The organism is Mycoplasma nasistruthionis (assembly GCF_006228185.1).
In the GTDB taxonomy this organism is placed as follows: Bacteria; Bacillota_I; Bacilli_A; order Mycoplasmatales; family Metamycoplasmataceae; genus Mycoplasmopsis; species Mycoplasmopsis nasistruthionis.
This window is the reverse complement of the sequence record NZ_CP040825.1, coordinates 133,575-155,954: the sequence shown is the minus strand read 5'-3', so window position 1 is coordinate 155,954 and position 22,380 is coordinate 133,575. Positions and strand designations below refer to the sequence as shown.

The 22,380-nt window shown below is 27.3% G+C and carries 15 protein-coding genes and 1 tRNA gene; 2 read left to right on the top strand and 14 right to left on the bottom strand.

What is annotated here, in order from left to right; all coding sequences use genetic code 4:
* Window positions 1-59 precede the first annotated feature (59 nt).
* Entirely contained in the window at window positions 60-260 is a 201-nt protein-coding gene (gene rpmF, locus FG904_RS00625) for a 50S ribosomal protein L32 (protein WP_139592009.1), read from the bottom strand.
* A gap of 304 nt (window positions 261-564) precedes the next feature.
* Between rpmF and FG904_RS00620 the strand changes: the two genes are divergently transcribed.
* The gene (locus FG904_RS00620; RefSeq protein WP_139592008.1) at window positions 565-1,533 is read left to right on the top strand and encodes a nucleotidyltransferase; all 969 of its coding nucleotides are present in this window, start codon (window positions 565-567) and stop codon (window positions 1,531-1,533) included.
* Window positions 1,534-1,575: 42 nt separating this feature from the next.
* On the opposite strand, the gene FG904_RS00615 is transcribed toward FG904_RS00620, so the two are convergent.
* The 4 genes from FG904_RS00615 to FG904_RS00600 are packed head-to-tail and all read right to left on the bottom strand — an operon-like array spanning window position 1,576 to window position 5,508.
* A complete protein-coding gene (locus FG904_RS00615; protein ID WP_139592007.1) occupies window positions 1,576-2,790 on the bottom strand; it encodes a hypothetical protein in 1,215 nt (404 codons plus the stop codon).
* Window positions 2,747-3,688: a DNA polymerase III subunit delta gene (holA, locus tag FG904_RS00610; RefSeq protein WP_139592006.1), complete on the bottom strand. Its 942-nt coding sequence runs from the start codon at window positions 3,686-3,688 to the stop codon at window positions 2,747-2,749. Before holA ends, FG904_RS00615 begins: the two co-directional genes overlap by 44 nt.
* A 12-nt stretch (window positions 3,689-3,700) precedes the next feature.
* Window positions 3,701-5,095: a ComEC/Rec2 family competence protein gene (locus FG904_RS00605; RefSeq protein WP_139592005.1), complete on the bottom strand. Its 1,395-nt coding sequence runs from the start codon at window positions 5,093-5,095 to the stop codon at window positions 3,701-3,703.
* Window positions 5,017-5,508 carry an MAG0490 family ComEA-like DNA-binding protein gene (locus tag FG904_RS00600; RefSeq protein ID WP_139592004.1) on the bottom strand — a complete coding sequence of 164 codons (492 nt, stop codon included), beginning with the start codon at window positions 5,506-5,508 and terminating at the stop codon, window positions 5,017-5,019. The genes FG904_RS00605 and FG904_RS00600 overlap by 79 nt, the downstream gene beginning before the upstream one ends.
* Before the next feature lie 686 nt (window positions 5,509-6,194).
* Here FG904_RS00600 and upp point away from each other — a divergent pair.
* On the top strand, window positions 6,195-6,824 hold the full coding sequence (upp, locus tag FG904_RS00595; RefSeq protein WP_139592003.1) for a uracil phosphoribosyltransferase: 630 nt from the start codon (window positions 6,195-6,197) through the stop codon (window positions 6,822-6,824).
* Window positions 6,825-6,877: 53 nt separating this feature from the next.
* Here upp and FG904_RS00590 read toward each other — a convergent pair whose 3' ends face one another.
* The 9 genes from FG904_RS00590 to FG904_RS00550 form a co-directional block, all read right to left on the bottom strand.
* The gene (locus FG904_RS00590) at window positions 6,878-7,714 is read right to left on the bottom strand and encodes a hypothetical protein (RefSeq protein WP_139592002.1); all 837 of its coding nucleotides are present in this window, start codon (window positions 7,712-7,714) and stop codon (window positions 6,878-6,880) included.
* 3 nt (window positions 7,715-7,717) lie between these two features.
* Window positions 7,718-8,704: an aromatic motif membrane protein gene (locus tag FG904_RS00585; protein ID WP_139592001.1), complete on the bottom strand. Its 987-nt coding sequence runs from the start codon at window positions 8,702-8,704 to the stop codon at window positions 7,718-7,720.
* Window positions 8,704-9,711 carry an aromatic motif membrane protein gene (locus FG904_RS00580; protein WP_158290320.1) on the bottom strand — a complete coding sequence of 336 codons (1,008 nt, stop codon included), beginning with the start codon at window positions 9,709-9,711 and terminating at the stop codon, window positions 8,704-8,706. The genes FG904_RS00585 and FG904_RS00580 overlap by 1 nt, the downstream gene beginning before the upstream one ends.
* Window positions 9,701-10,696 carry an aromatic motif membrane protein gene (locus tag FG904_RS00575; RefSeq protein ID WP_139591999.1) on the bottom strand — a complete coding sequence of 332 codons (996 nt, stop codon included), beginning with the start codon at window positions 10,694-10,696 and terminating at the stop codon, window positions 9,701-9,703. Before FG904_RS00575 ends, FG904_RS00580 begins: the two co-directional genes overlap by 11 nt.
* On the bottom strand, window positions 10,674-11,381 hold the full coding sequence (locus tag FG904_RS00570; RefSeq protein ID WP_139591998.1) for an ABC transporter ATP-binding protein: 708 nt from the start codon (window positions 11,379-11,381) through the stop codon (window positions 10,674-10,676). The genes FG904_RS00575 and FG904_RS00570 overlap by 23 nt, the downstream gene beginning before the upstream one ends.
* Entirely contained in the window at window positions 11,381-13,237 is a 1,857-nt protein-coding gene (locus tag FG904_RS00565; RefSeq protein ID WP_139591997.1) for an ABC transporter permease, read from the bottom strand. Before FG904_RS00565 ends, FG904_RS00570 begins: the two co-directional genes overlap by 1 nt.
* 207 nt (window positions 13,238-13,444) lie before the next feature.
* Window positions 13,445-13,520 (bottom strand) — tRNA-His (locus FG904_RS00560).
* 441 nt (window positions 13,521-13,961) lie between these two features.
* Complete coding sequence (locus FG904_RS00555; protein WP_139591996.1) at window positions 13,962-19,892, bottom strand: GA module-containing protein; 5,931 nt, start codon at window positions 19,890-19,892, stop codon at window positions 13,962-13,964.
* A 161-nt stretch (window positions 19,893-20,053) separates the two neighbouring features.
* Entirely contained in the window at window positions 20,054-22,258 is a 2,205-nt protein-coding gene (locus FG904_RS00550) for an AAA family ATPase (RefSeq protein ID WP_139591995.1), read from the bottom strand.
* Window positions 22,259-22,380 lie beyond the last annotated feature (122 nt).

Below are 22,380 nucleotides of genomic sequence, written 5' to 3'. Positions count from 1 at the left end.
AAAAATGAAAATGAACTAAAAAAGAAAAAACGACTGAATAGTTCAGTCGTTTTCGCAAATTAATTTTGACGATCTTGTAAAGCAACAAAACCTTCTACTTTTTTACCTTTATAGAATCCACAGAATTTACATGCAACGTGTTGTTCGTATTTGTTTGAACAGTTTTTGCATTCTACAAGATTCATAGGAGTTAAAGCAGAGTGTGAGTTTCTTTTGTGTTTACGTTGTTTAGAAGTCTTACGTTTTGGAACTATAGCCATTAGTCACCTCCCTTTACATGAAAATATTATATTATTATCAAAATCTTAAGTGAATTTTATACTATGAATTGTTTGCAATTTGCTATATCATAGTTTAACTGATAAAACTTAGTTTTATCTATTACAAATCGAAACAGTTAGACTATTTAATAGCAAATAAATTCATTTATTAAATAGTATGAATATTATAATACAAAAACCCAATTTGCTAAGTATATTTTTCCATTTTTGTTAACTCTTAAAACATCATATTTTAAGGCTTAAACAGATAGAATTTTGTTTAATTAAATAATATAATTAAATTATGAATTTATGAAACAGAATTAAAAACTTTTTTAAAACCAAAAACACAGGTAAAGTCAATAGGGTTGGAATAGTTGCAGAATACAATCCGTTTCACAATGGGCATATTTACCAAATCAATTGAATTAAAGAAAATATCCAAAACCCTTATATCATAGTTATTTTAACTGATAAATTTACTCAAAGAGGTGAAAAGCACATTGCTTCTTTTAAGCAAAGAAGTAAAATTGCCAAAAAATATGGAGTAAATAAAGTTATTAAGTTATCAGATAAATATTCTAGTCAAGCAGCACACATTTTTGCTGAATTTTCAGTGCTAGAATTGGCAAAACAGAAAATTGATTATTTAGTTTTTGGTTCTGAAACTAATAACGTTGAATTATTTAAAAAAATAGCCAAAAGCATTTATCAAAATCTTGATCAATATAATAAACTTGTTAAGCAGTTTCTTAAAAAAGGAGCTAACAGTTTTCCAAGGGCCACAAATTTAGCCTTAAACGAATTGATCGGCCAAGATATTTCGATGCCAAATGATATTTTAGGTTTAGAATATGTCAAAACAATTTATAAACATAATTTACAAATTCAACCAATTTCTATTCAAAGAACAATTCCGTTTCATAGCACTGATGCCAAAGACCAGTTTGCTAGCGCAACTAAAATTAGACAAATGGTAAAGCTAAATCAAGATATTTCGCCTTTTACACCTATGACTATTGAATATAGCCCTAAAAACGACATAGCATTTACATATGAAAAATTTAGAAAAATAGTTAGAAAAAAATCCCCTCAGAGTCTTGCAAAATACAACATGATCTCTGAAGGGATGGAAAATCTATTTAAAAAACAAGTCGAATTAAATAGTAACTATGACGATTTTATAAAAGCTTGCACGAGCAGAAGATACACTTCTTCACGCATAAAAAGGGCTTATTTAAGCATATTAATTGGAAATAAAACTAAATTTTAATTTCGTTTATTTCAGTTTTATAAGCTCCTAAGATTTGATTTTTTAATTTTTATAAAATTTGAAGTATTTAAAAATGCTTCAAATTTTTCTTTTACCATTTGTTAAATTCATTAGCATAAAATAATTCTGAGTTTCGTTTTTCAAATTGACATAAAGTCAATTTTTATTACTGAAAAACATTAGATTATTTTTTGGCGAACTTAAAGGAAAAATGTTTTTTTGTTTATACAAACAAGCTCCATAGTAGCTCATAATTACTGAGCTAAAAATATTATCTTTATAAACGTTGTTTAAAGACGTTGAAACATGATAGGATAAATGACTAAAATAAATACTTAATGGTTGTTGTAAAAAACTAAGACAATCAAAAACTCTTTTCAATTTTTCCATGTGATAAATGATGCTATCACCTGGTTTGTCAAAGTATTGATCAATTTTAATAATTGGAATTATTTTATTGTCAACTAATTTTTTAATTTCACAAATAGTAAGGTATAAATTATCTTTAAAATTTAAGTTTGTAAATAGTGAATATTTTTTGTAGAAAAATAAAAGTTTTTTGTTTATTTTTATATTTTTTTCATAAAAGAAAAGTTCAGTCTCTTCTTTTTCTAAAATTTTCTCAAATGTTTTTTCTAGGAAGGATAAAGTTTCTAAATCTATAATGTTTTGCTCATCAACAAAATAGTCGTTCAAGTTTTCAATAAATAAGTTTTTAACCTTGAATTCTTTGTTTAAATGATTTAATATGTTGTTAATATCATTGGCTAAATGATTTGTTCCATCTTCATTTTCATGTAGTTCAACAGTTTTTGTTAAAAGCAAGTCGTTATAATGTGTTAAATCATTTTTAGGATTAAATTCACTAATTTCAGTTTCGTTTATTTTTTTATTTTTTTCTAAGACCTGACCTAAGGAAGTTATGTTATTAAAAATTAAACGAGCTGCAAAAGTTATTTTGTAATCTATCAAATTTTCTACAAAGTAACGTAAATATTGTTTTTGCTGTTCAATTAATCTAACTGCATTTTCATCTAATCTTAGTAAATCTAGGTTATAAAACTTATATAAATCTGGCAAAACGATTGTAATAGGATATTTGAAATCCTTGACAGATTGCACTTGCTTCGTTATGTTTTGATAATATTTTTGAACTTGTCTTAAATCTTTGTGATAAACAAAATTAGGATCTAAAAATAGAAAAGAACTTTGATTAGTTGGCGAAATTTCTGACCAAGAAAGCTTCAAAAACTTCATATCCCTCCATTTTTGTAGTTTTAATTTCCACATCTAGCCTAGCTAGATTGGTTAAGATTTTAGAAACACGTTTATATCCGTATTTATCCAAAATTCAAGAATGAATGTTGACTCTTTTTTCGTTCATATTTAAAATTGCTGCAATTTTTGAAATAGAAAAATTGCTTTTTTTATATCAATATATCTGATTCACAAGGCTAAAAGTGTTTGTAATTGAATAAATTATTAGTGAAATATTTTCTTCAGCTTCTTTTTTTTGTAAATATTTTTGTCAAATCAAATTGAAATCATTTTTAGAAATGGCATTTGAAAATTCAAACGGATCATCACTACCATATTTTGATATAAAACTATCAATTAATTCAATGCTTAATGGTTGATTTAACAAACAAATTTTTTCTATTTCGTTCATTATAATGCTTAAATTATTGGGTAAAACACTAATTAAGTACATTACATCTGTGTATTTGTATGGAATGCTATTTTCACCAAATTTATTAACTGCAATACCAATTAATTCTTCGTTTGACAGTTTATTGCAAATAATTGTTTCGCTGCTTTCTGCTATTTTTTTAACAAAAGCGTTATTTAGCAACTCTTTTGAATTAAACACAAAAACTATTTCATCAATTCTGTTTGCAAATGCAATTTTTTGAATTAGTTCTAGTTGTGTATTTTGTTCATCATTTTTAGAGAATTTACGTTCAGCACTTATAATATCCGGAATAATAATAAGTTTTTTTGATGCAAATAAACTGTTGTTATTTAAGGCTTGATAAACTTGTTCTAAGTCAGGCTCACTTTGAAAAATCACCACTTGATTTGGGTCATATTGAGACTTAATTAAACCTAAATTATGCTCAATTAAAAATCTGTCTTCACCATATATTAACTTCATTTTTTAATTATACTAATTTTGTTTTAATTGTTTAGATTTAAACTTTTTTGTGAAGTTAAATCAGACAAAGAAAAGGTACATTATGCAATAAATTGCAAGTTTCAAATAACTAAAATTTCAACCGATTATATAGTTTCAATTTGTTAAAAAACTAACAACATTATTTAATGAATGCCCGACCGCTATGCAAAATGGGTTAGCTCAGAAAAACAAGGTAAAGAAAATCAAAACTAGTTCAAAAACAGGTGTTAGAATCAAACAATAAAAGAATGAAAATAAACTGACTTCTGAATTTTGAGTCAATATTATTACAAATGAGTAAATTCAAATTAACAAGCAATTACTAAAATGAACCTTAATCTTTTGCTTTAAAGTCATTTTTTCATCATCTTTATTTGAAGAACTATTTAAGGTTAAATAGACATAAGTTAATAAAAACGAAAGTCAATAACCTATATTTAAGACATTTGTGGGATTGTAGCATAAGAACAGAAAGCTTAACAGCGTTAAGCTTGAATTTGAATTTACTTTCTTTTTTAGAAATGTAATTTGTTTACTAATTTCACTAATTAAAATAAACAAATAAGCCCTGAAAACTGAAACAGATTTTTTGCACATAAAGAAATATAAACTAAGCAAAATTAATGCAATGATATTGCACGAGTCAACTTTATGAAAAAGAGCTTTAAAAACATTGTAAACGATTGTAAAATGCAACCCACTAACAACTATTAATTGAACAACACCTAGTTGCTTCATATTTAAAATTAACTGGTTTTGGTCTTGCAAATTAAAACCAAATAATAGGGGTAAAATTAATTCTTTGTATATAAAATCAACTGTTGAATAATACTTAAAAAAGTGAAATCTAAAATTGATTAAATTTTCTACATCCTTGATTAAACTAGGTTTAATGGCATAATAAATACCATTGGCTAAAAAATAATTTCCTTCAACTTTTATTTCATAAATGTAGCCTTGAACATATATTTTTTGATAAATGAAAATAGGGATTTTAACATTATTTTTTCACAGTGCAAATTTTCGGCCTAAATTGTCTTGTAAATAAATTGCTTTACTTGATAAATCAACAACTGTGAAATTAGAGGAAATTTTATCTTTGTTGTGTAAAAGTCCAAAATTTAAGTAATTGTGAATAGAAACTGCGCCATAAAAAATCACCAATCCAAATACAAATAACATTGTGTGTTTAGCACTAAGCCATAGGCTTAAAAGAAAAATTATTGCTAATGAAATTAAATAAAATCATCATCAATTATTTAAAGCTAAACTAAACAAGGAAATCATTAAAAATCCATTGATTCAAATTAAGTTAATCTTAAAAGATTTTTTAAAGCTAGCTTGCTTTTGGTAGATACGCCACGCAAATAATTTAATTGTTTTCATGAAGTGATTTCATGTCCTTGTGACTTATATTTAAATAGAATGTTAGAGTCTTTATATGATATTCCAACGTTTCTAAAATCTTGTTCTGATTTGAAGTCTTCTCAACTAAATTTATAGTCTGAAACAGGTACATAAATTTCTTGATTTACAGGAGCTAATTCATCTAAATCAAAATCTGATAAATCACTGTATGGGCTAACTCCAACCAGAAAAAATAGTTGTCTGTATGATAAAGGATTTACTACAGTTACTTTTGAATCATCAAATACTGCACCAGTAACTTTATATGAATAAGTTTTGAATTGTTTTTGTTTTGATGTGACAACTTTTGTGTTGATCAATCTTTCAATTCCAATTGTTGCACCAATGCAAATCAGCAAACATATTGTAGCCAGCAATATTTTCTTTGTCATACATTAAGTAAATAAGCAAAAACACAAAGTGAACTAAAAAAGTTTTTTTGCTAAGTTTTTTTACATGAAAAAACCACCGGATGATGCCCGGTGGAAAAGTGTTTAACTATATGTTATAAAAATATAGACTTGTGATATATATTTTCTAATTCTTGAAAATAGAAGATTAATGATCTGCGACTAACCATTAACAACAAATATAAGAAAATTAAAATAATAAAATATAAAAATAAATAAAAAACAAAAAATAAACTTATTTGAATTTAAAAGTCATTATATAAAAACAAATATGTAGTTCATTATTAAGCAATGCGACTTTGCTTAATAATGTAAATTAATAACAATAGAAAGATAATACCTTTACTATAAATTAAAAATTAGCAGTATATACGGACTATTTCTAGTCCATAAATATAATAACAAAGTTTTTTAATCAGTCAAGAAATTTTTTGACATTTTTTAATAAGAAATTAAAGTGCATTTTTTTGAATTTTTTTAATGTTATTTTGTGGGTTAAAAATTTTTACTCCCTTTTTGAGTGAATGGAATTTTTTTAATGCAAATATTTTAGTGACAAAAATAATAAGAAACCAGATTAAATAATTTGCAGAAGTTCAAAATTTACTAAACAAAGAGATTTTTTAACTAAAAAGTTTTATAATTTTTAAAATTAATAAAGGAAATTTATGAAGGTAACAGTTTTAAACCATCCTTTAATCCAATCTAAAATTACAACTTTAAGAAATATAAAAACAGATAAAAAACTTTTTAAAACTACATTAAATGAAATTGCACAATTATTAGTTTATGAAACCACTTCAAACCTGCAAACTATTACTGAACAAATAAATACTCCCATCACTAGCACACTGGGTTATAAGTTAAAAAGTGAAATTGTTTTAGTTGTTTTATTAAGAGCTGGAATGGGGTTATTGAATGGTTTTAGTTCAATTATTCCTGATGCAGAAATAGGTTTTATTGGATTGAAAAGAAATGAACAAACATTACAGGCTGAAATTTATTTAAACCAGTTACCAAGTGATTTAAGTAATAAAACTGTAATTATTTTAGACCCTATTTTAGCAACTGGTAATTCAACCAATAAAGCTATTGAATTAATCAAAAAACACAGTGACACTGGCTTAAAAGTCAAATTTGTAGGTGTAGTTGGATGTCAAGTTGGTGTCGATAATTTATTAAAGGAAAATCCTGATATAGAAATTTATTTAGGTGCTTTAGATGAAAAATTAAACGAGCATGGTTATTTAGTTCCTGGTCTTGGAGATGCAGGAGACAGGCTTTTTGGTAAAAATTAAAAACAAAAAATTCGGATTGAAATTCCGAATTTTTAAATGCAATTTTCATTAAATTAAAACAATATTGAATAACTTGGATAACCTTTTTCAGGAGTAATAAATCTGTCTTCGAATTGTTGAATATCAGCGTTTTCTAAAGTGTTTTTGTCTTTATCCATAAAATGATAAAGTTCATCTCCATCTATTGATACGTTTGGTTTAGCTTTAGTAAAAGTTATTAAAAATGGTTGTAAAGTTAAGTTATTATCTTTTACTAAAAAAGTAAATACAGCATTGTAAATTGTAACATAAAACACTTTGTAGCCACGATATTGATTAGACTCTCTTAATTGGCTGATGAATGAAATGTCCTGTAGGTTTTTAAATGCTGATTCATTTTTATTGTAATTATTGTGTTTATGAGCATTCGGTTGATCGTTGAAGCTGTTTGTTTCACCTAAAGCAAAGTGTCTATATCTAGGTGAATGAACCGGTTTAGTTGGGTCAGTATTATCAGTTAAAAGTGCATAGTCAAAGAAAATGTGCTTAAAATGAGTTGGATAAGCTAAAAAAACTAAGGCATTTTGTGTCATTAAATCTTTTAATTTAGTTTCATTTTGAGTTATAACATCTGTTTGATTGTTGTTTTTAGCATTAATCAAGGCGTCTTTAATGCTTTTTAATTTTTCTTTTAATTCTTGTAACGATGAAGTTGTTATATTATCTAAAGCTTGTTTTTGAGCACTTGAAAAAGATAAATTATTTTCGGTTAAATAAGTGCTAATTTTTTCAACATTATCTTTTTTGTAAAGTCTAGGTTTTGCATTTGTATCACTTGTTTGATTGCAAGAAACAGATACAGAAATAATTGTTAAAGGTAATAATAAGGGTAAAAATTTAAATAATTTCATATTTTATTTATTTACATCGATTGCTGTATAACGCAATCTAGTAGCTCCATAATGGTCTAAAAAGGCTATTCTTGGCGACTCTGCCTTACCGGTGTCATCATTACCAAATTCACCGAATAATGTCACATATTTATTTAAATCAAAAATAGAATTTGGATCTTGTGCTTTTAATAAGTTTGGAAAGGAATCAATATAAGTTAATAGTTCTGTTTTGGTTGTTGTTTCATTAGTTTCTGAATCGGTAGATATTTCTAGATTCATTTTTAAAATAAATCCTTCACTCGTAAATAAGAAAATGGATTTTTCATCATCATAAACTGAATTTAGAACCACAAATTGACTAATTTGATTACTCTTTAATTTTATAAAAATCTTGTATAAAAGTGCATTTTCAAGACTTTTCTTTTCAAATTCTTCTTCATTATTATTAAAATCACGCGTAAACTCACTAACTTGAATTAAAGAAAAATTGTTTAAATTAAATAAATATCATAGTCAGTTTTTAGTAGACATTTCATTTAATAATTTATCACCTTCTTTAATAGGATATGGTTTAACTAAGCTAAATGTTGAAAAATCAAATTCAGCTGGTACAAATGATTGAGTGACATTATTTGAATAACGTAATGCACTTTGAATTTTTAATAAATAATCATCACCTAATTCTTTTTGACTTTGAATGTAGTTTTCTTTAGATTCTTTATTTGGATATATTAAATCCAAAATTTGATTAATACTGTCTTGAGCTATAAAATTGTCTCATGATAAAGCTTGATCAACTTTTAGTTCTGTTTCTGGAGCATTAACTAATTTTTTATCAGTTTGAACTTGTTTAAAACTTGTAATTGATTCAGAATCATTTTGGCTAGATTCAGTATTTTTGTTTTTGAATTTAGCTTGTGAGTTAAAGGAATAAACCATAGGTGGAATAGCACCGCCAATTCCAATACCTAAAGCAATGATTCCAATTAATTTTGTAAGTGATTTCATTATTTAATTATTGGAAAAACCATTGCTGGTTCACCATATCTTCCTTCTTTAATTAGTTTGTTTTCTAGTTCATCAATCTGACTTCTATTTTCGTGAATATAACCCTGGTGAATAATGTTTGAAATTTGGTTTAGTGATATAACATTTGCTTTAGAAGCACCAAAGTAGTAATTTAATGGTTTTAGATTAACTTTACCAATTTGATCGGGTTCAATATTTTCAATTATGAAGCGAAAAATTAACTTTCCTTTTCTTATATAAATTGCTACAGCATTAGGTAATTCACTAGATTCTTGACCAATAATTAGCTCATCAAGATAATTATCTGTCACCGAGTATGGGCTATAAGGTTTTAGCGTTTTTAAATTGTTTAAATATTCTTCTGAAGGCTTGATGCCATCTGAATTTAGAGGGTTTGTGAATCATTCAGCAAAAGTTCAATTAAATAAATTTAAATTCTTTAAAACGAATAATCAATTTTTTTGGAAAAATTGAAAACGATTAACTGCAAAACTTTCACGTGTTATTGGTGTTCCTAAAATGTCTGACGGATTTTGTAATGAATTAATTTGATTTTGCAGTTCTGCAATTTTTTGTTTATTTTTTTCTAATTCAGCGCCTGATAAAAAGACATTTAGTTTTGTGGCCTCATCTAGCTGATTTTGTAATTTAGCAATTTGCGCATCCGGAAAGTAAAGTTCATATTGTTGTTTCATTTTATTTAATTCAGCTTTGATTTTTTCAACTTCATCAACGTCTGTTTGTGAAAAAACATATTTATCAAGTTCAATTTGATTATTTTTATAAACATAAGTTTTAAGCAATGAATTTAATCATTCTTCAGTTTGTTTTGCTCTTTTATCATCTTCTTTAACTTCTACTCTGGTTTTATGATCTACTAGCGAATCTAAAGCTTCCATTCCTTTTGTATTTTTACAACTTAAAGTTGTCAAAACACTTACAGGAGCTAATGATAAGGCAAATAATTTTAGAAATTTAGTTTTCATAAACATAACCTCATGTATATCTAAATGCGTTTAATTGATCTTGATTTAATTTGGCAATTGCTAAACTAGTTATTTCGTTGTAGTTATTGTTTTTATAAAGTTTAAACAGATTTTCATCATTGAATTGGCTGTAGACAATATCAGGGTCTGAAGATTCAATTTCTACGTTGTAGTCATATTCTTTTTTTAATAATTCACTTCAAGAATTTTGAAAAGCATCATGAAATTGATTAATTAAATTCTCAATTGATAAATCTGGATTTTGTTTTCAAATAATATCTGGTGAAACAAACAGTTTAGTTGCTGAATTGTTATCTGCTTGGTACTTGAAAACCGGAATAATGTAATTATTTTCTATGTTTAAGTACATGACAGATTTATTGTTATAAATATCAGCTTTTTGATTAGTTAAAATTTTTTCTGTTATTGACAGTATTTTAGGGTTTTTTAGTTCTAAATTGGCTGAATTATATTTCCTATTGACATATTCAAATTGTGCTTGTGTGCTTTTTGGATTTATTTTTTGCTGTTGTTCATCTTGATCAACATGTAAATCTATATATCTGCTTCCAAATGGATTTAAAATGTAATTAAATTTATTTAAATTATTTAAATAAAAATATCAATCATTGTTTAAAGTGTTTGAAATAGCATTAATTCCCTTACCGACTAAAACTCTTTTTGGTCCAGAGTTTGCTAAAACATCGCTATTAATAATAGATGCAAAAATTAGGGATGATTTTAGTTCAACATAAATTCCATCGTCAATACTATTTTGATTATTGATGTAAGCTTTAGCTGCAAAATTATCAGTTGGTAAATAATGTTCCTTGACTATTTTGTCTAAAAGTTCTTGATTTAAGCTTTTTTGTTTTGTTTTAAGTTGATAATTTGTAGTTTCTGGAACAATTGGTTGATTGCACGAAACTAACGTAAAAATAGAAGCTAACGGAATAAAGGCACTAAGCTTTAATAATTTTTTCATAGAAAATACTTTCTAAACTTTGAGTTTTGTCACCACTTAAAATGATTGAGCCATTATGAATTAAGGTAAATGAATCAACATATTTGTCTATTTCACTTAAAACGTGAGAACTAATTAAAATGGTTTTGCCTTCTGCGTGTAGTTCATTTAATAAACTAAACAGTTCATAACGCGCTGTAGGATCTAAGTTAGCAGCTGGTTCATCTAGAATAATAATTTCCGGGTCATTTAATAAAGCTTGAATTAATAAAACTTTTTTCTTTTGACCAGATGAAAAGTTGCTTGGTTTAGCGTTTTTTAGATTTGTGATTTCAAATTTTTCTAAAAATGTTTCTATTTTGTTTTTTGCTTGAGTTTTATTTACTCCTGAAAGTAAAGCTAGCGAATACAAATACTCTCAAACAGTTAATTCTTTCGGAAAAATTGCGTTTTCAGGTACATAACCTAATTTTGATTTAGCTTCAGGTTTTAAAACATTAATGCCATTGATTAAAATTTCACCTTGATAGTCTGTAAAAGAACCAATAATTGATTTAATTGTTGTTGTTTTTCCTGCACCATTTTCACCTATAAAAGCATGAAATGAACCTTGTTTCACTTCAAATGAAACACCAAAAATTCCACGGTTTTTATCTTTATTTGTTTTATAAATCTTAGTTAAATTATTTACTTGTAAAATATTCATTATCTATAGTCCTTTTTGATATATAAAACGTTGTTAATTAAAATAAAGATAAAACCTAAAACTACTCAAATACCAATGTATCCGTATTTATTTATGATTTGTTTATTACGATTAATTGATGCAAATTGCTCTAGTGGTTGGAATAAGAAATTATTACTTTTGTTTAAATCGTAACGAATAATAACTTTATTGTTGACAATTTGTTGTTTAGCTGTATAACTTCCATATCCACCTATGTTGTAGACAAATTCACCAAACTGGAATCTGAAAGTTGAAGGTGTAAAATTGTAATTTGTTTGATTGTCCTCATTTTGATCATTTTCTGATGAATCATTAACTAAAATTGCATCTGATAATAAATTATTTGTATAAGTGAAATATAGATAGTAAATAAATGCAGTTGCTAAATACACTTGTTTTTCCACTTCAGTTGTGATAATTTGATTTTTAATAGCATCTTCTCTTAGTACACTTACTTCAGGTACAATTATTTGGTTAATTAATGCTTGTGGATTATTTAATTCTTTTTCTATACTTGAAAGCAAGATTGATTTAATTAATCTTAGTTCTGAATAAGAAGCTTGTTTTAATTCTTCATTTTCTTCTAATAATTTGTTGAAAAAGCCTTTGGCATAGTCGTTAAAGACTTTTGAATCTAACAACTCTTTAATATAACTTCATTTTAATTTTCCAATCAAATTATTTGTTGTAGCATAAGTATATTTGTCTTCTGGATATTCAATATCAAAATTATCAGCACCAACGCGTGCATAAATAATGTCTGTATTAGCTAAATTATTAATTTGAGAATAATTTTTTAAAGCTCCAGGGACTAAGAAACGTTTATTTAACTTAACAACTGATGGATCAATCGAAGTATCTACAAGATATGATTTTAAACCTTGGTTTAGTTTTAAATCATAACTATAAATAAAAGAAGAATTGTCTTTGTTATATAAATAATTATCTAAATTGCTTACTTGACTTGATGCAAAAGTATCAAAGATATTTTGGTTTTCAAAGTTGAATAAATCTAACATTTGATATGGAACAACTGTTCATGAATAACCTTGTCAGCTTGATGCTGAGTTTTTTGATAAACTGAATGCAGTTTTTAGATATTGCAATTGTTTTTCAGAAAACTGATTTGCAGTATAACCATTAGGAATAATTATCAAGTTGTCTTTATTGTTATTTAAATAAAACAAGTTAGCATTAACTTGATTTCCAGCAGGTTGTTGAGCATCTTTCCTGTTTAAATAAAAAGCTGTATTATTGACTGTTGAAGTACTTTGTGATGCTATAACTGTTCCCCCGATAACTAACGGTGATAAAACAGCAAGCGGAATAGTTATTGCTATTTTTCCATTTAATTTATAACCAATGATTGATGAAATCATTCCAAAAATTATATAAGCAAAGAAAAATACAATTAATGATAAAAACGTAATTCCAGCAACATAACTTGACTTAACAGCTAAAGAAATAAATAAGTTACTAAATAAGGTGGTTAAGGCTCAATATACACCAAAAATTAAAAATACACTTAATTTTCCAGCGAATATTTGCTTACGTGTTATTGGTTTAGCATAAGTTAAAAGCTCAACCCCTTCTTCTTCTAGATCTTTGTAAATATTTAATGATTTTAAAGCTGCATAAAAAATTGTAAAAATTATTTCAGCAAACACCACGCTATAAATTACAAAATTTTGAATCTTATTATTAAATGATAAAAAACTAAAAATAATACTCAAAAGAACTGAAATAACCAGCCAAATAACCGGAATTACAAATGAACTTTTCTTTTTGAATATTATCTTATGTAGATAAAAAATATAATTTTTTGTGATTTGCATAAGCTTCCTTTCTATTTATTACTGTGTAGTAATATTATACAAATATTTTTTTATTTTTATTGCTTTTTATAGTGTTATTAATATTTTTTTGTTAATATTTCAGCTCTTTTTATAAAGGATAGAAAAAGCATTTTGTAAATGTACAAAATGCTTTTTAAATTTTATAAGATGGTACAAAAAAGACAGGATTAACTGTCTTTTTTCATATGGGGCGAATGACGAGATTCGAACTCGCGCATCACGGGACCACAACCCGCTGTGTTAACCGCTTCACCACATTCGCCAATTGCTAATATATTATAACTTAAAGTAAGAAAATTAACAAGTTATTTTTTATATTTTTTACTGAATATTCTAATGAAAGTGAAATTAAAGATTGATTAAATATATTTTGTTCAAAACAGAATTAGCCAAAAAACTGCCTATTCTTACAAATAGGCAGTCTAGCAGCCAGGCGTTTTTACATAATGCTTAAACTCACGCGTTCACATACTGCCAGTTGACAGGGTGTTTCCGCCTGCAAATATATTTTAGCTATTTATTTGCTTAATAAATAAAACTTTTATATTCAAAATGTTTTTTTCAGAAAATGTTATTAATTTAAAATAGCAACTTTTAAACTAAATCTAGTTGATTCAAATGGGCATAATTTTTTATACCTTGAATCTTTTCATAAATAAAACAAAAAACTCAGAGTTAACTCTGAGTTTTATTATTTACGAAATTATTTTTTAAGTAGTATAAATGCTAATCCGGCTAATCATAGCAATCCTGATGCAACTACTAAGAATGGTCATCATGGTATTGAATTAGCATCTAGGTTTGCTTTATTTAGTTCGTTTTTAATTAAGTCAATTAAAACATCTGGAACTTCATTATTTGCTTCTTTGATTGTTTCAAGTTGTTTAATTATGTCTTTAGCATCTTGTTTTTCTTGTTCTGATAGATCTTGGTTTAATGACAGTTTTTCTTTGATATCAAAGTATTTTTTACTGTCTAAGATTTCATCTAAGTCTTTTAGTTCAACTGGGTTGTTGTTTACTGTTTTATTAAACTCTTCTTTTTGTCCATCTTTTAATTCGTTATAAGCGTTGATTAATGATTGAGCATTTTGAGTTAATGTGTTTCTTAATTCATCATATGCATTTAATGCAGGTGAGTTTAAGTCTTTGTTAACTGAAATAGCATTAACTTTATCAATTAAATCATTTAAAGCTTGAATTTGTTGTTCTGGGTTGTTTGTTAGATCAGAGTTTTTAAATGTTTCTGTGTCTTTGGCTAGTTTATTTAACAATGCCATATTGTTATCATTTAATACATCAACTAAATTGTTTAGTTCATTAAATGCTGGCTTATTACTTTCATCATATGCGCCTTCAGCATTAACTAATTGATCAATTTGTTGTTTTAAAGCATCTAAAGCAACTTTGTTATCATTTAATGCTTTAGTATCATTGTTGCTTAGATTTTGCTTAATTTCACCAAATAATTGGTTAGCTTGTTTAGCTAAATCAACTACTTTGTCAGTATTTTCTTTGTTGTCTTGAACGTTGTATAGACCTTGTGGTTTAACTCCAAAGAAATCATTCTTTGTAGATTCAGATAAGTTATCTAATGAATTTAGATCTACACCTACATTTTTCTGATCATCAACTAGTGGTTGATCTGAGAATTGATTAATTTTATCTTTTAGTTGTTCTAATTGATTTAATTTATCTTCTACATCAGTCTTGTAAGCTTCTTTGGCCGGAGAAGCTTCTTTTAATGTTTTTAAAGCTTCTTGTAATTCGGCTTTTGCATTAGCTAGTTGATCTTGCAGTTTAGTTGGTGCATTTTTGTATTGGTTAGATTCTTCAACATCTTGATTATCAAGCGCTTTTTGTGCTTTATCAATTAAGTTGTTTAATCCTTGTCCCTTATTAATTTCAGTTGCTTGAGCTTCTAAATCATTTTTAATCTTATTAATTGCTTCTGGATCAATTTCTGAACCATTGTCTAATGCATTTGTAGCATCATTAATTAATTTATCTAATGCTTGTTTATCAGCGTTTTCAGCATAAACATAATTTTTATGACTTGGTGAATTTGGATCAGTTAATGTTGCTTTTGTATCATTATTAACTTGTTTTAACTGTTCCATTGCTGTTTCTAGAACTTTTGCATTATCTAAAGCATTTTTAGCTTGCTCAGTGTCAGTAGCATCAATAATTTGTTGCTTAATTTTATCTTTTTGAGCATCTGTTAAGTTATTTAACTTATCTAATTCAGCTAGTTGATCAATTTTGTAATTGTTAAGTTCTTGTTTTTGAGCTTGTTTGTTGATTTGATCTGTTGTTGCGTTTGGATCATTTGCTAGATCTTTTGATTCTTGTAATGTGTCTAGTTCATTTGGAACATTTCTTCCTTCAGAAACTGATGGTGCTTTTTCAATTTGTACATCTAGCGGATTTGTTCTAACATCTTTTGATAATTCTTCAACTGCTTTGATAATGTCATTAATTGATGATTCATCATTAATTGCATTAGCTTTTTTCAGAGTTTCTTGCAGTTTAGTAGATTTAGGTTCTAATGCTTCTGCTTCTTTGACTAAATTGTCTAGAATTTGTTTCTGATCATTTTTGTAATCATTTAAGGCGTTGTTTGCTTTTTCAACAACTTTATTTAATTCATTTGCTGCTTGATCTTTTTGTTCTTTAGTTGCGCTTGGATTGTTTAAAGTTGTTTCAGCTTGTTTGATAGCTTCTTTTATTTCGTTTGAAATAGTTGCATTAGATTTGTCATTTAGTTTATCAAATACTTGATCTACTGCTTTAGCATCTGCTAGTACTTTATTTAACTTGTTATTGTCAATTGCTTTCTGAATATTTTCTTTAGCCTGTTGAATTTCTTGTGGTGTTGAATTATTGTTGTCTAGAACTTGTTGTGCATTGTTGATTTGTTCTTTTAATTGTTCTGATTGTTCATTGTTAGGAACATTATTTGCTTGATTTACTAAGTTTTGCAACTCATTTGCTTTAATAGCTTTTTCAAGCTCTTTCACTCTGTTAGCAATATCATTTGCATCTGCCGGAGCATCATTATTTGCTACAACTGCTTTATTTTGGTTAATTAGATTTTGTAGAGATTCATTAATTGGAACTTGTTTATTAGCTTCATCAAGCGCTTTAAATAAATCTTTTTTAGTTTTAGCATTTTCTAATTGCGCTTTTGCTTGCTCGAATTGTTCTTTAGTTGAATTTGCATCATTTAAGACATTGTTAATTGGTTGTAAAACATCTTTTTGGAATGTTTCTGAATCTTTTAAGTCAGCGTCTAAGGCTTCAATAGCATTTTGAAGTTCTTTTTTAGCAATTTCTTTATCAAGTAAGTTTTTAGCATCAATTAATTCTTTAGCTGATGGTCTAGAATCTTGTGCTACTTTAGCTTCAGCATCAGTAACAGCTTGATTGTTTAGTCCTATTTTTTTAGCTTTATCAACTGATTTTTGAACTTCTTGTTTTAGTTTATCAAGTTCTGTAATAGCCTGGTTAACTACATTATCAAGTTTGTTTGCTTCTTCTTGATATTTGTCTTTAGTTAAGACAGGTTCTTCATTTAATTTAGTTTCTGCTTGAGCAATTGCATTTTCAATTGCTTGTTTTGCTTCTTGTAATTTAGCTGAATTTTCTGCTAATTCAGGGTCTGTTGAATTAGGATCTTCATTTAATTTACTTAAAACATCTTTAGCTTTAGCGACAGCATTGTTTAATGGATTTTTGTCAACTGCTGTGTTTAGTTTTGCAATTGCGTTTTTAATGTCTTCAACATTAGTTGATGAAGTTTTTGAGTTTGCATTTGTTATAGCGTCTTTTAAATTATCTGACTTAGGTTCTATTGCATTAGCTACTTTAATAGCATTGTCTAAGTTTAATAATTCTGTATTTAGACCTAATTTTGCAATAGCATCATTAATTGCTGTTTCATCTTTATTTTCTAAGTTGTTGTATAAGTCATGAGCTTTCTTAATAGCTTCTTGAAGCTTATTAAAGGCATCAGAATTATTGTTTGGTAAAGCTGAAGCATCAGCAATAGCTTTAGCTAATTTTTCTTTAACTATTGCATTATTTAAAGCTTTATATTCTGCATCAGCTTGATTTTGAATATCTAAAGCTTTTTGTTCAGCTAAATCATCAGTTATTAAACCTTTATTTGCTTCTAAGAAATCTTTTGCTTTTTTAAGTTCATCGGTTAATCTTTGTGACTTATTATCCGTTGCTTCAGCCTGTTTTACTAAGTTGTCTAATTTAGCTAGTGGTAAAGCAGCTGTTAGTTTATTAACTTCTTTTTGAAGTTGCTCTGGAGTAGCTGATTGATCAGCTAACTTACTTTCAGCATTTGTTAAGTTAGGTTTAACAATTTCATTATTAGCAGATGCATTATCTTTTTTAATTTCATCAACTAAATCTTGTAAAACACTTCTTACGTCACTTGCTTTTTTAGCTTTTTCAATTGCATCTTTTAAAGCATCTTCAGCTGCCTTAATTGTTTCAGCACTTGAATTTTTATCACTATAAACTTCTTTTGCATGTGTTAGAGCATTTTTAAGTCTTAAGTAAGTGTCTTTGTTGTCTTGCTTTTCTGCTTCTGCAATTGCTTTTTCTAAGTCTTTTTTGTTCAAAGCATCTTGTAGCTCTGCTAAAGCATTATCATATTGTGAAGTTGTTTTGTTATCTAAAATTGTTTTTGCTTCTTGTAATTCTTTAGCTAAATTAGGATTGTCAGCAGTCCCTGTTGCTTCTACTTGTTTAACTAATTTTTCTAAAGCATTAGCTTTAATTAAATCTTTAAGTTTTAAAGCTTGTTCGGTGTATTTTGAATTATCAGCAGAACCATTGTTTAACAATTCTTGTGCTTTTTGAAGTTCTGATTGTAAATCAGTTGATTTATCTTGTAAAGCATTTGCTTGTTCAAATGCTTTTTGCAACTCTTCTTTAGCTAATGTTGAATTTAAGGTTGCTAAATCTTTTCTTAACTGTTCAGCATCAGCTGTTTGTAATCTACCTTGAATTTCAGTTTTAACTTCTTTAGCTTTTGCTGATGAGTTGTCATCAATTTTAGCCAACTTGTCTTCGATAGCTTTTTTAAGTGCATCAACTTGAATTTTAGCTAAGGCATTTTTTAGAGCATTTGTTGCATTATCAACTGTTTGTTTATCAGCATTAGAACCATTATTTCCATTAAGCGGAGAAATTAACTGAGCATTATCAAACGCGCTGTTAAAGTCATGTTTTTGTTCTTCTGTTAGAAGTGGAATTATGTCTTGATTATCTTTGCTAAAAGTATCAGCAGCTTTAACTTGCTCTTTTAAAGCTTCCATTGCAGTATTTAAGTTATTAGCTTTTTCAATAAATGGTTTTAGTGCATTAAAAGTATTAACTTGCGGATCATTAATCTCATTTTTTAATGCTTGTTTTTGAGCGTCATTTAATGAAGTTAATGAATCAACTTTTTGAGCCATTTTTTCTTTTAAATTAGCTAAAACCTTGTTGTATTCAGCTGTATATTGAGTGTCGTTTTCAATATTAACATTATCAATATTTGTAGCATTATTAAACTCTTCTGTACCAATATAATCTTTGATTGTTTGATCAGTAGCATCAATTTCTTTTTGTAATTTAGATTTATAACCGTTTAGAGCATCATATTGAGTTTTTAGCTCGTTGTAAATGTTTTCAATTTCTGTTGGATCTAATTTATCAAATTTAGAAAAATCATTTCCTGAAGCATTAGCAAAGGCTGTGTCAAATGCATCTTTATTAGCTGATAATGAATATTTTTCTGAAGCTAATGTATTAGCTTCTTTGATTTTGTCAACTAATTGTTTTAGTTTTGTAGTTTGCGCCACTACTGGATTTACTTTAGAAGTCTCAAAATCTTGTACTGCATTTTGTTTAAATGTTGTACCCTCGTAAAACCTTGGAGAATTTTTAAAATCATTTATTAAAGCAGTTTTTTGAGCTTCTGTTAAATCTTCATAAGTTGGAGCTTCATTAATTTGTGTTACAAGTTGGTTAGCTTGATCAACCATTGTTTTAGCATTAGCAAACACTGTTGATAGTGCTGGATTATCTGATAGTGATTTAGCAGCGTCGATTTGAGCTAAAGCAGTTTGTTTATCGGCTTCATTTAAATTACTTGAACTATTTAATAGTTCAGCAACTTTATCTTTAACTAACGCTTGATAAGCACTGTCAAAGTATTCATTAACTTTGTCAGCTTTAAATGTTGAATCAGCCAAGAACCCTGAAGCTTGTTGTTGAGCTAAATAGTCTTCAATTTGTTTGTCAGTTAAAACTTCTTGATTATTAACTTTTGAAGCTAATGATTTAATTTTGTTAATTAATCCTTGTTTAACTCCGTCTAGTTTAGATTCATCAACTACAACTTGATTTTTAATTTCTTCCAATTTTGTTACATCTAAATATTCATCAATAAATGGAACTTGAGCTGCACCATCTCTAGCAGGTCTTTCTAAAACTCTTCTTGCTAAATCTACTGAATTGTCAAAGGCAGTTTTGGTAGTTTCAGAAGCATCTAAATATTTAGGCTTGTCTAAAACATACATCGAACCAGTAGGACGAGCATATCTTACATAAGTTGAATTCAATGATTTCATTGCATTTCCGACAGCTATTGCTTTTGATTTGATGTCTTGGAAAGCAGGATCAGTGTCAACTGGGTTTTCAGCATTTATTGCTCAATTTGTAAAATCATTAATAAAGTGTGCTTTTTGTGCTCTGTTTAATGATGGGTATGGTTGAATACCGTTGTTTACATTTACGATAGTTGTTGCAGATGCTTCAACTTTTTCTTGAATTGTTCAAATACATTTGAGGCATCTTCGGCATTTGAAGAAACTACACCATTTAAGGCATTATCGAAAGCTTCTTGCATTTTTGAAGCATATGTGAATGATTGGTTAGTTTTCTTCGGATTGTAGATAAAGAAAGTATCTCTTGTAATTGGACTTAATCCTTTTAATAAGTTAGCAAATTTGGCTTTAGCTAAAATTTTGCTAATTTCAAATTTTCTTTGTGGATAATTTTCTAATACTCTATAGTTAGGATTAAAACTTGTTAGTACTTTGTCTAATTGATTTTTGTAAGTTTCTCTTTCTTGTGGAGTTAAACTTGCTAGTTTATCAATTTCAGCTTTTGCTGTATCAATATCATGATCTAAAGTTGAATAACCTTCTTCAAGGTTTGAAGCTTCGTTTCTACTTTCATTAGCTTTTAAAGCCACATTTTCAAAAGAAGCATCAATATTGTTGTTTGAATCAAAGTTTTCTATGAAGTTTTTAGCTTGTTCAATTTTTTCTTTGAAATATACTCATTCAGAATTTGCTTCATTATCTTCTAAGGCACTATACATTGAATCTGTAGGAACATTTTTGAATTTTTCATAATCTGCTTTAATCTTGATCAATGATTCATTAATGTCTAATAGATTTTGTAGATATTGATTTGCTTTTTCTCTGCTTGGTTGTTTTAAAATAACTGATTTAGCAACTCTTTTAAATTCCTCTGAGAATTGGCTTAAGTCTGAATCAACTTTTTCAAACATCTTTGTAATATATTGTTCTGGTGTTGTATTTACTTTTAGAACTGAATTATCAGCTTGTCAAGCTGTGTTTTTCATTTCATTAATTGCATTTGAAACTTCTGTTGTTATACCATTAATTGTTTGAATAACATTATTTGAATCAACAGTGCTTCCTGTTGTTGCATAATTAGGAGTTGCTTTTTCTTGTCAATCATTTAATTTAGAGCTTTCTGCTTTGAATTTTTCTTGTGCAGATGGCTGAGAAAATGCATAATTTGCAGTTGCTGAAACTTTTTTACCATTGGCATCGTTTTTGTTTCAATTATCAACAGACATGAAGTCTAAACCATTATTAGGAGCAGCTAATCCTGTAAATAAACTTTCCACACTTTGACCATATGTTACTGCACCATTTGAAAAGGTGGTGTCATTGTGTGTATATCAAATATTATTAATTTTTTGTAGAGTGTTATGATAATTTTCTCTTTCTTTTTTAATCAGTGTGAAATACCTAAAATTACCTAATGATATTTGATCTTTGAAAGCAGCATGATCTAAACCACTATTGCTATTGTTTCAATCTTTATAATCTCAATCTTGTGTAAATGATCTGTTTAATTTGACTTCTTCTTGAATTAAAATGTTTGAATTATAATCTTTCGATTTTATAAGATTAACATTAAAGTTTCCTCTAACTTTTGGTCTAGTAATTTTATTTCCATTATAAGCATAAAATTGATTTCCATTATTGATAAATTTATATGTTCTACCTCTTATATGTGTTTGGGAAGCATTTAATTCTACTTCTTTATATAATTTGTCTCTAAATAGTAGAGTTGCTCTAAAAGTGTTATCAACTATTTTTAAGTCTTTTGTCAGAATGATACCCATTCTATTATCATTGTAAGTATTAGGTGCAAATCATTTAGCTTTGTCAGCGTCTTGGTTTCTGTTTTCTTCATTAGTGTTTCTAATATCAGATTGTCTTGGTGAAAAATAATTATTAAAAGTAATTCTTCACTTTCTTTTATTACTTTTAGAAACTGCATATGAATAATTGTTATTTTCTTTGTCTATGATTTCTTCGATTAAAACTTTATTTTCCAAATAAGGCGTTTTAATCTCTGAAGGATTAAATGTAACACCTTCCATAGCCAATCTTCTTTCAGTTTGTAATTGACTATATTCATAATTGTTTACATCATCATGATTGGTTGCGGCATTAAAACCAAAATCAGTGTCTGATGCATGATGTCAAGCATTTTGAAATTTAATATTATTAAACTGTTGATATGTTCCTTGATATTTATCTGTTCCATTGTTTGTTAGTGACCCGAAACTACCACTTGCTCCAGCCGATAATACTCCTAAAAACGGCAGAGAAATTGCGGTAATTCCTGTTAATGGAATAATTGTATTTTTTATTATTTTATTCCGCATAAATATTTTATTTGTCTCTTTTCTTTTTTTATTTCTATATATATATATATATATAAGACTGTGTCGTAATTTGGAAAATGTGCAATAAAAGATAATAAAAATTACAATAACTGTAAAAATTT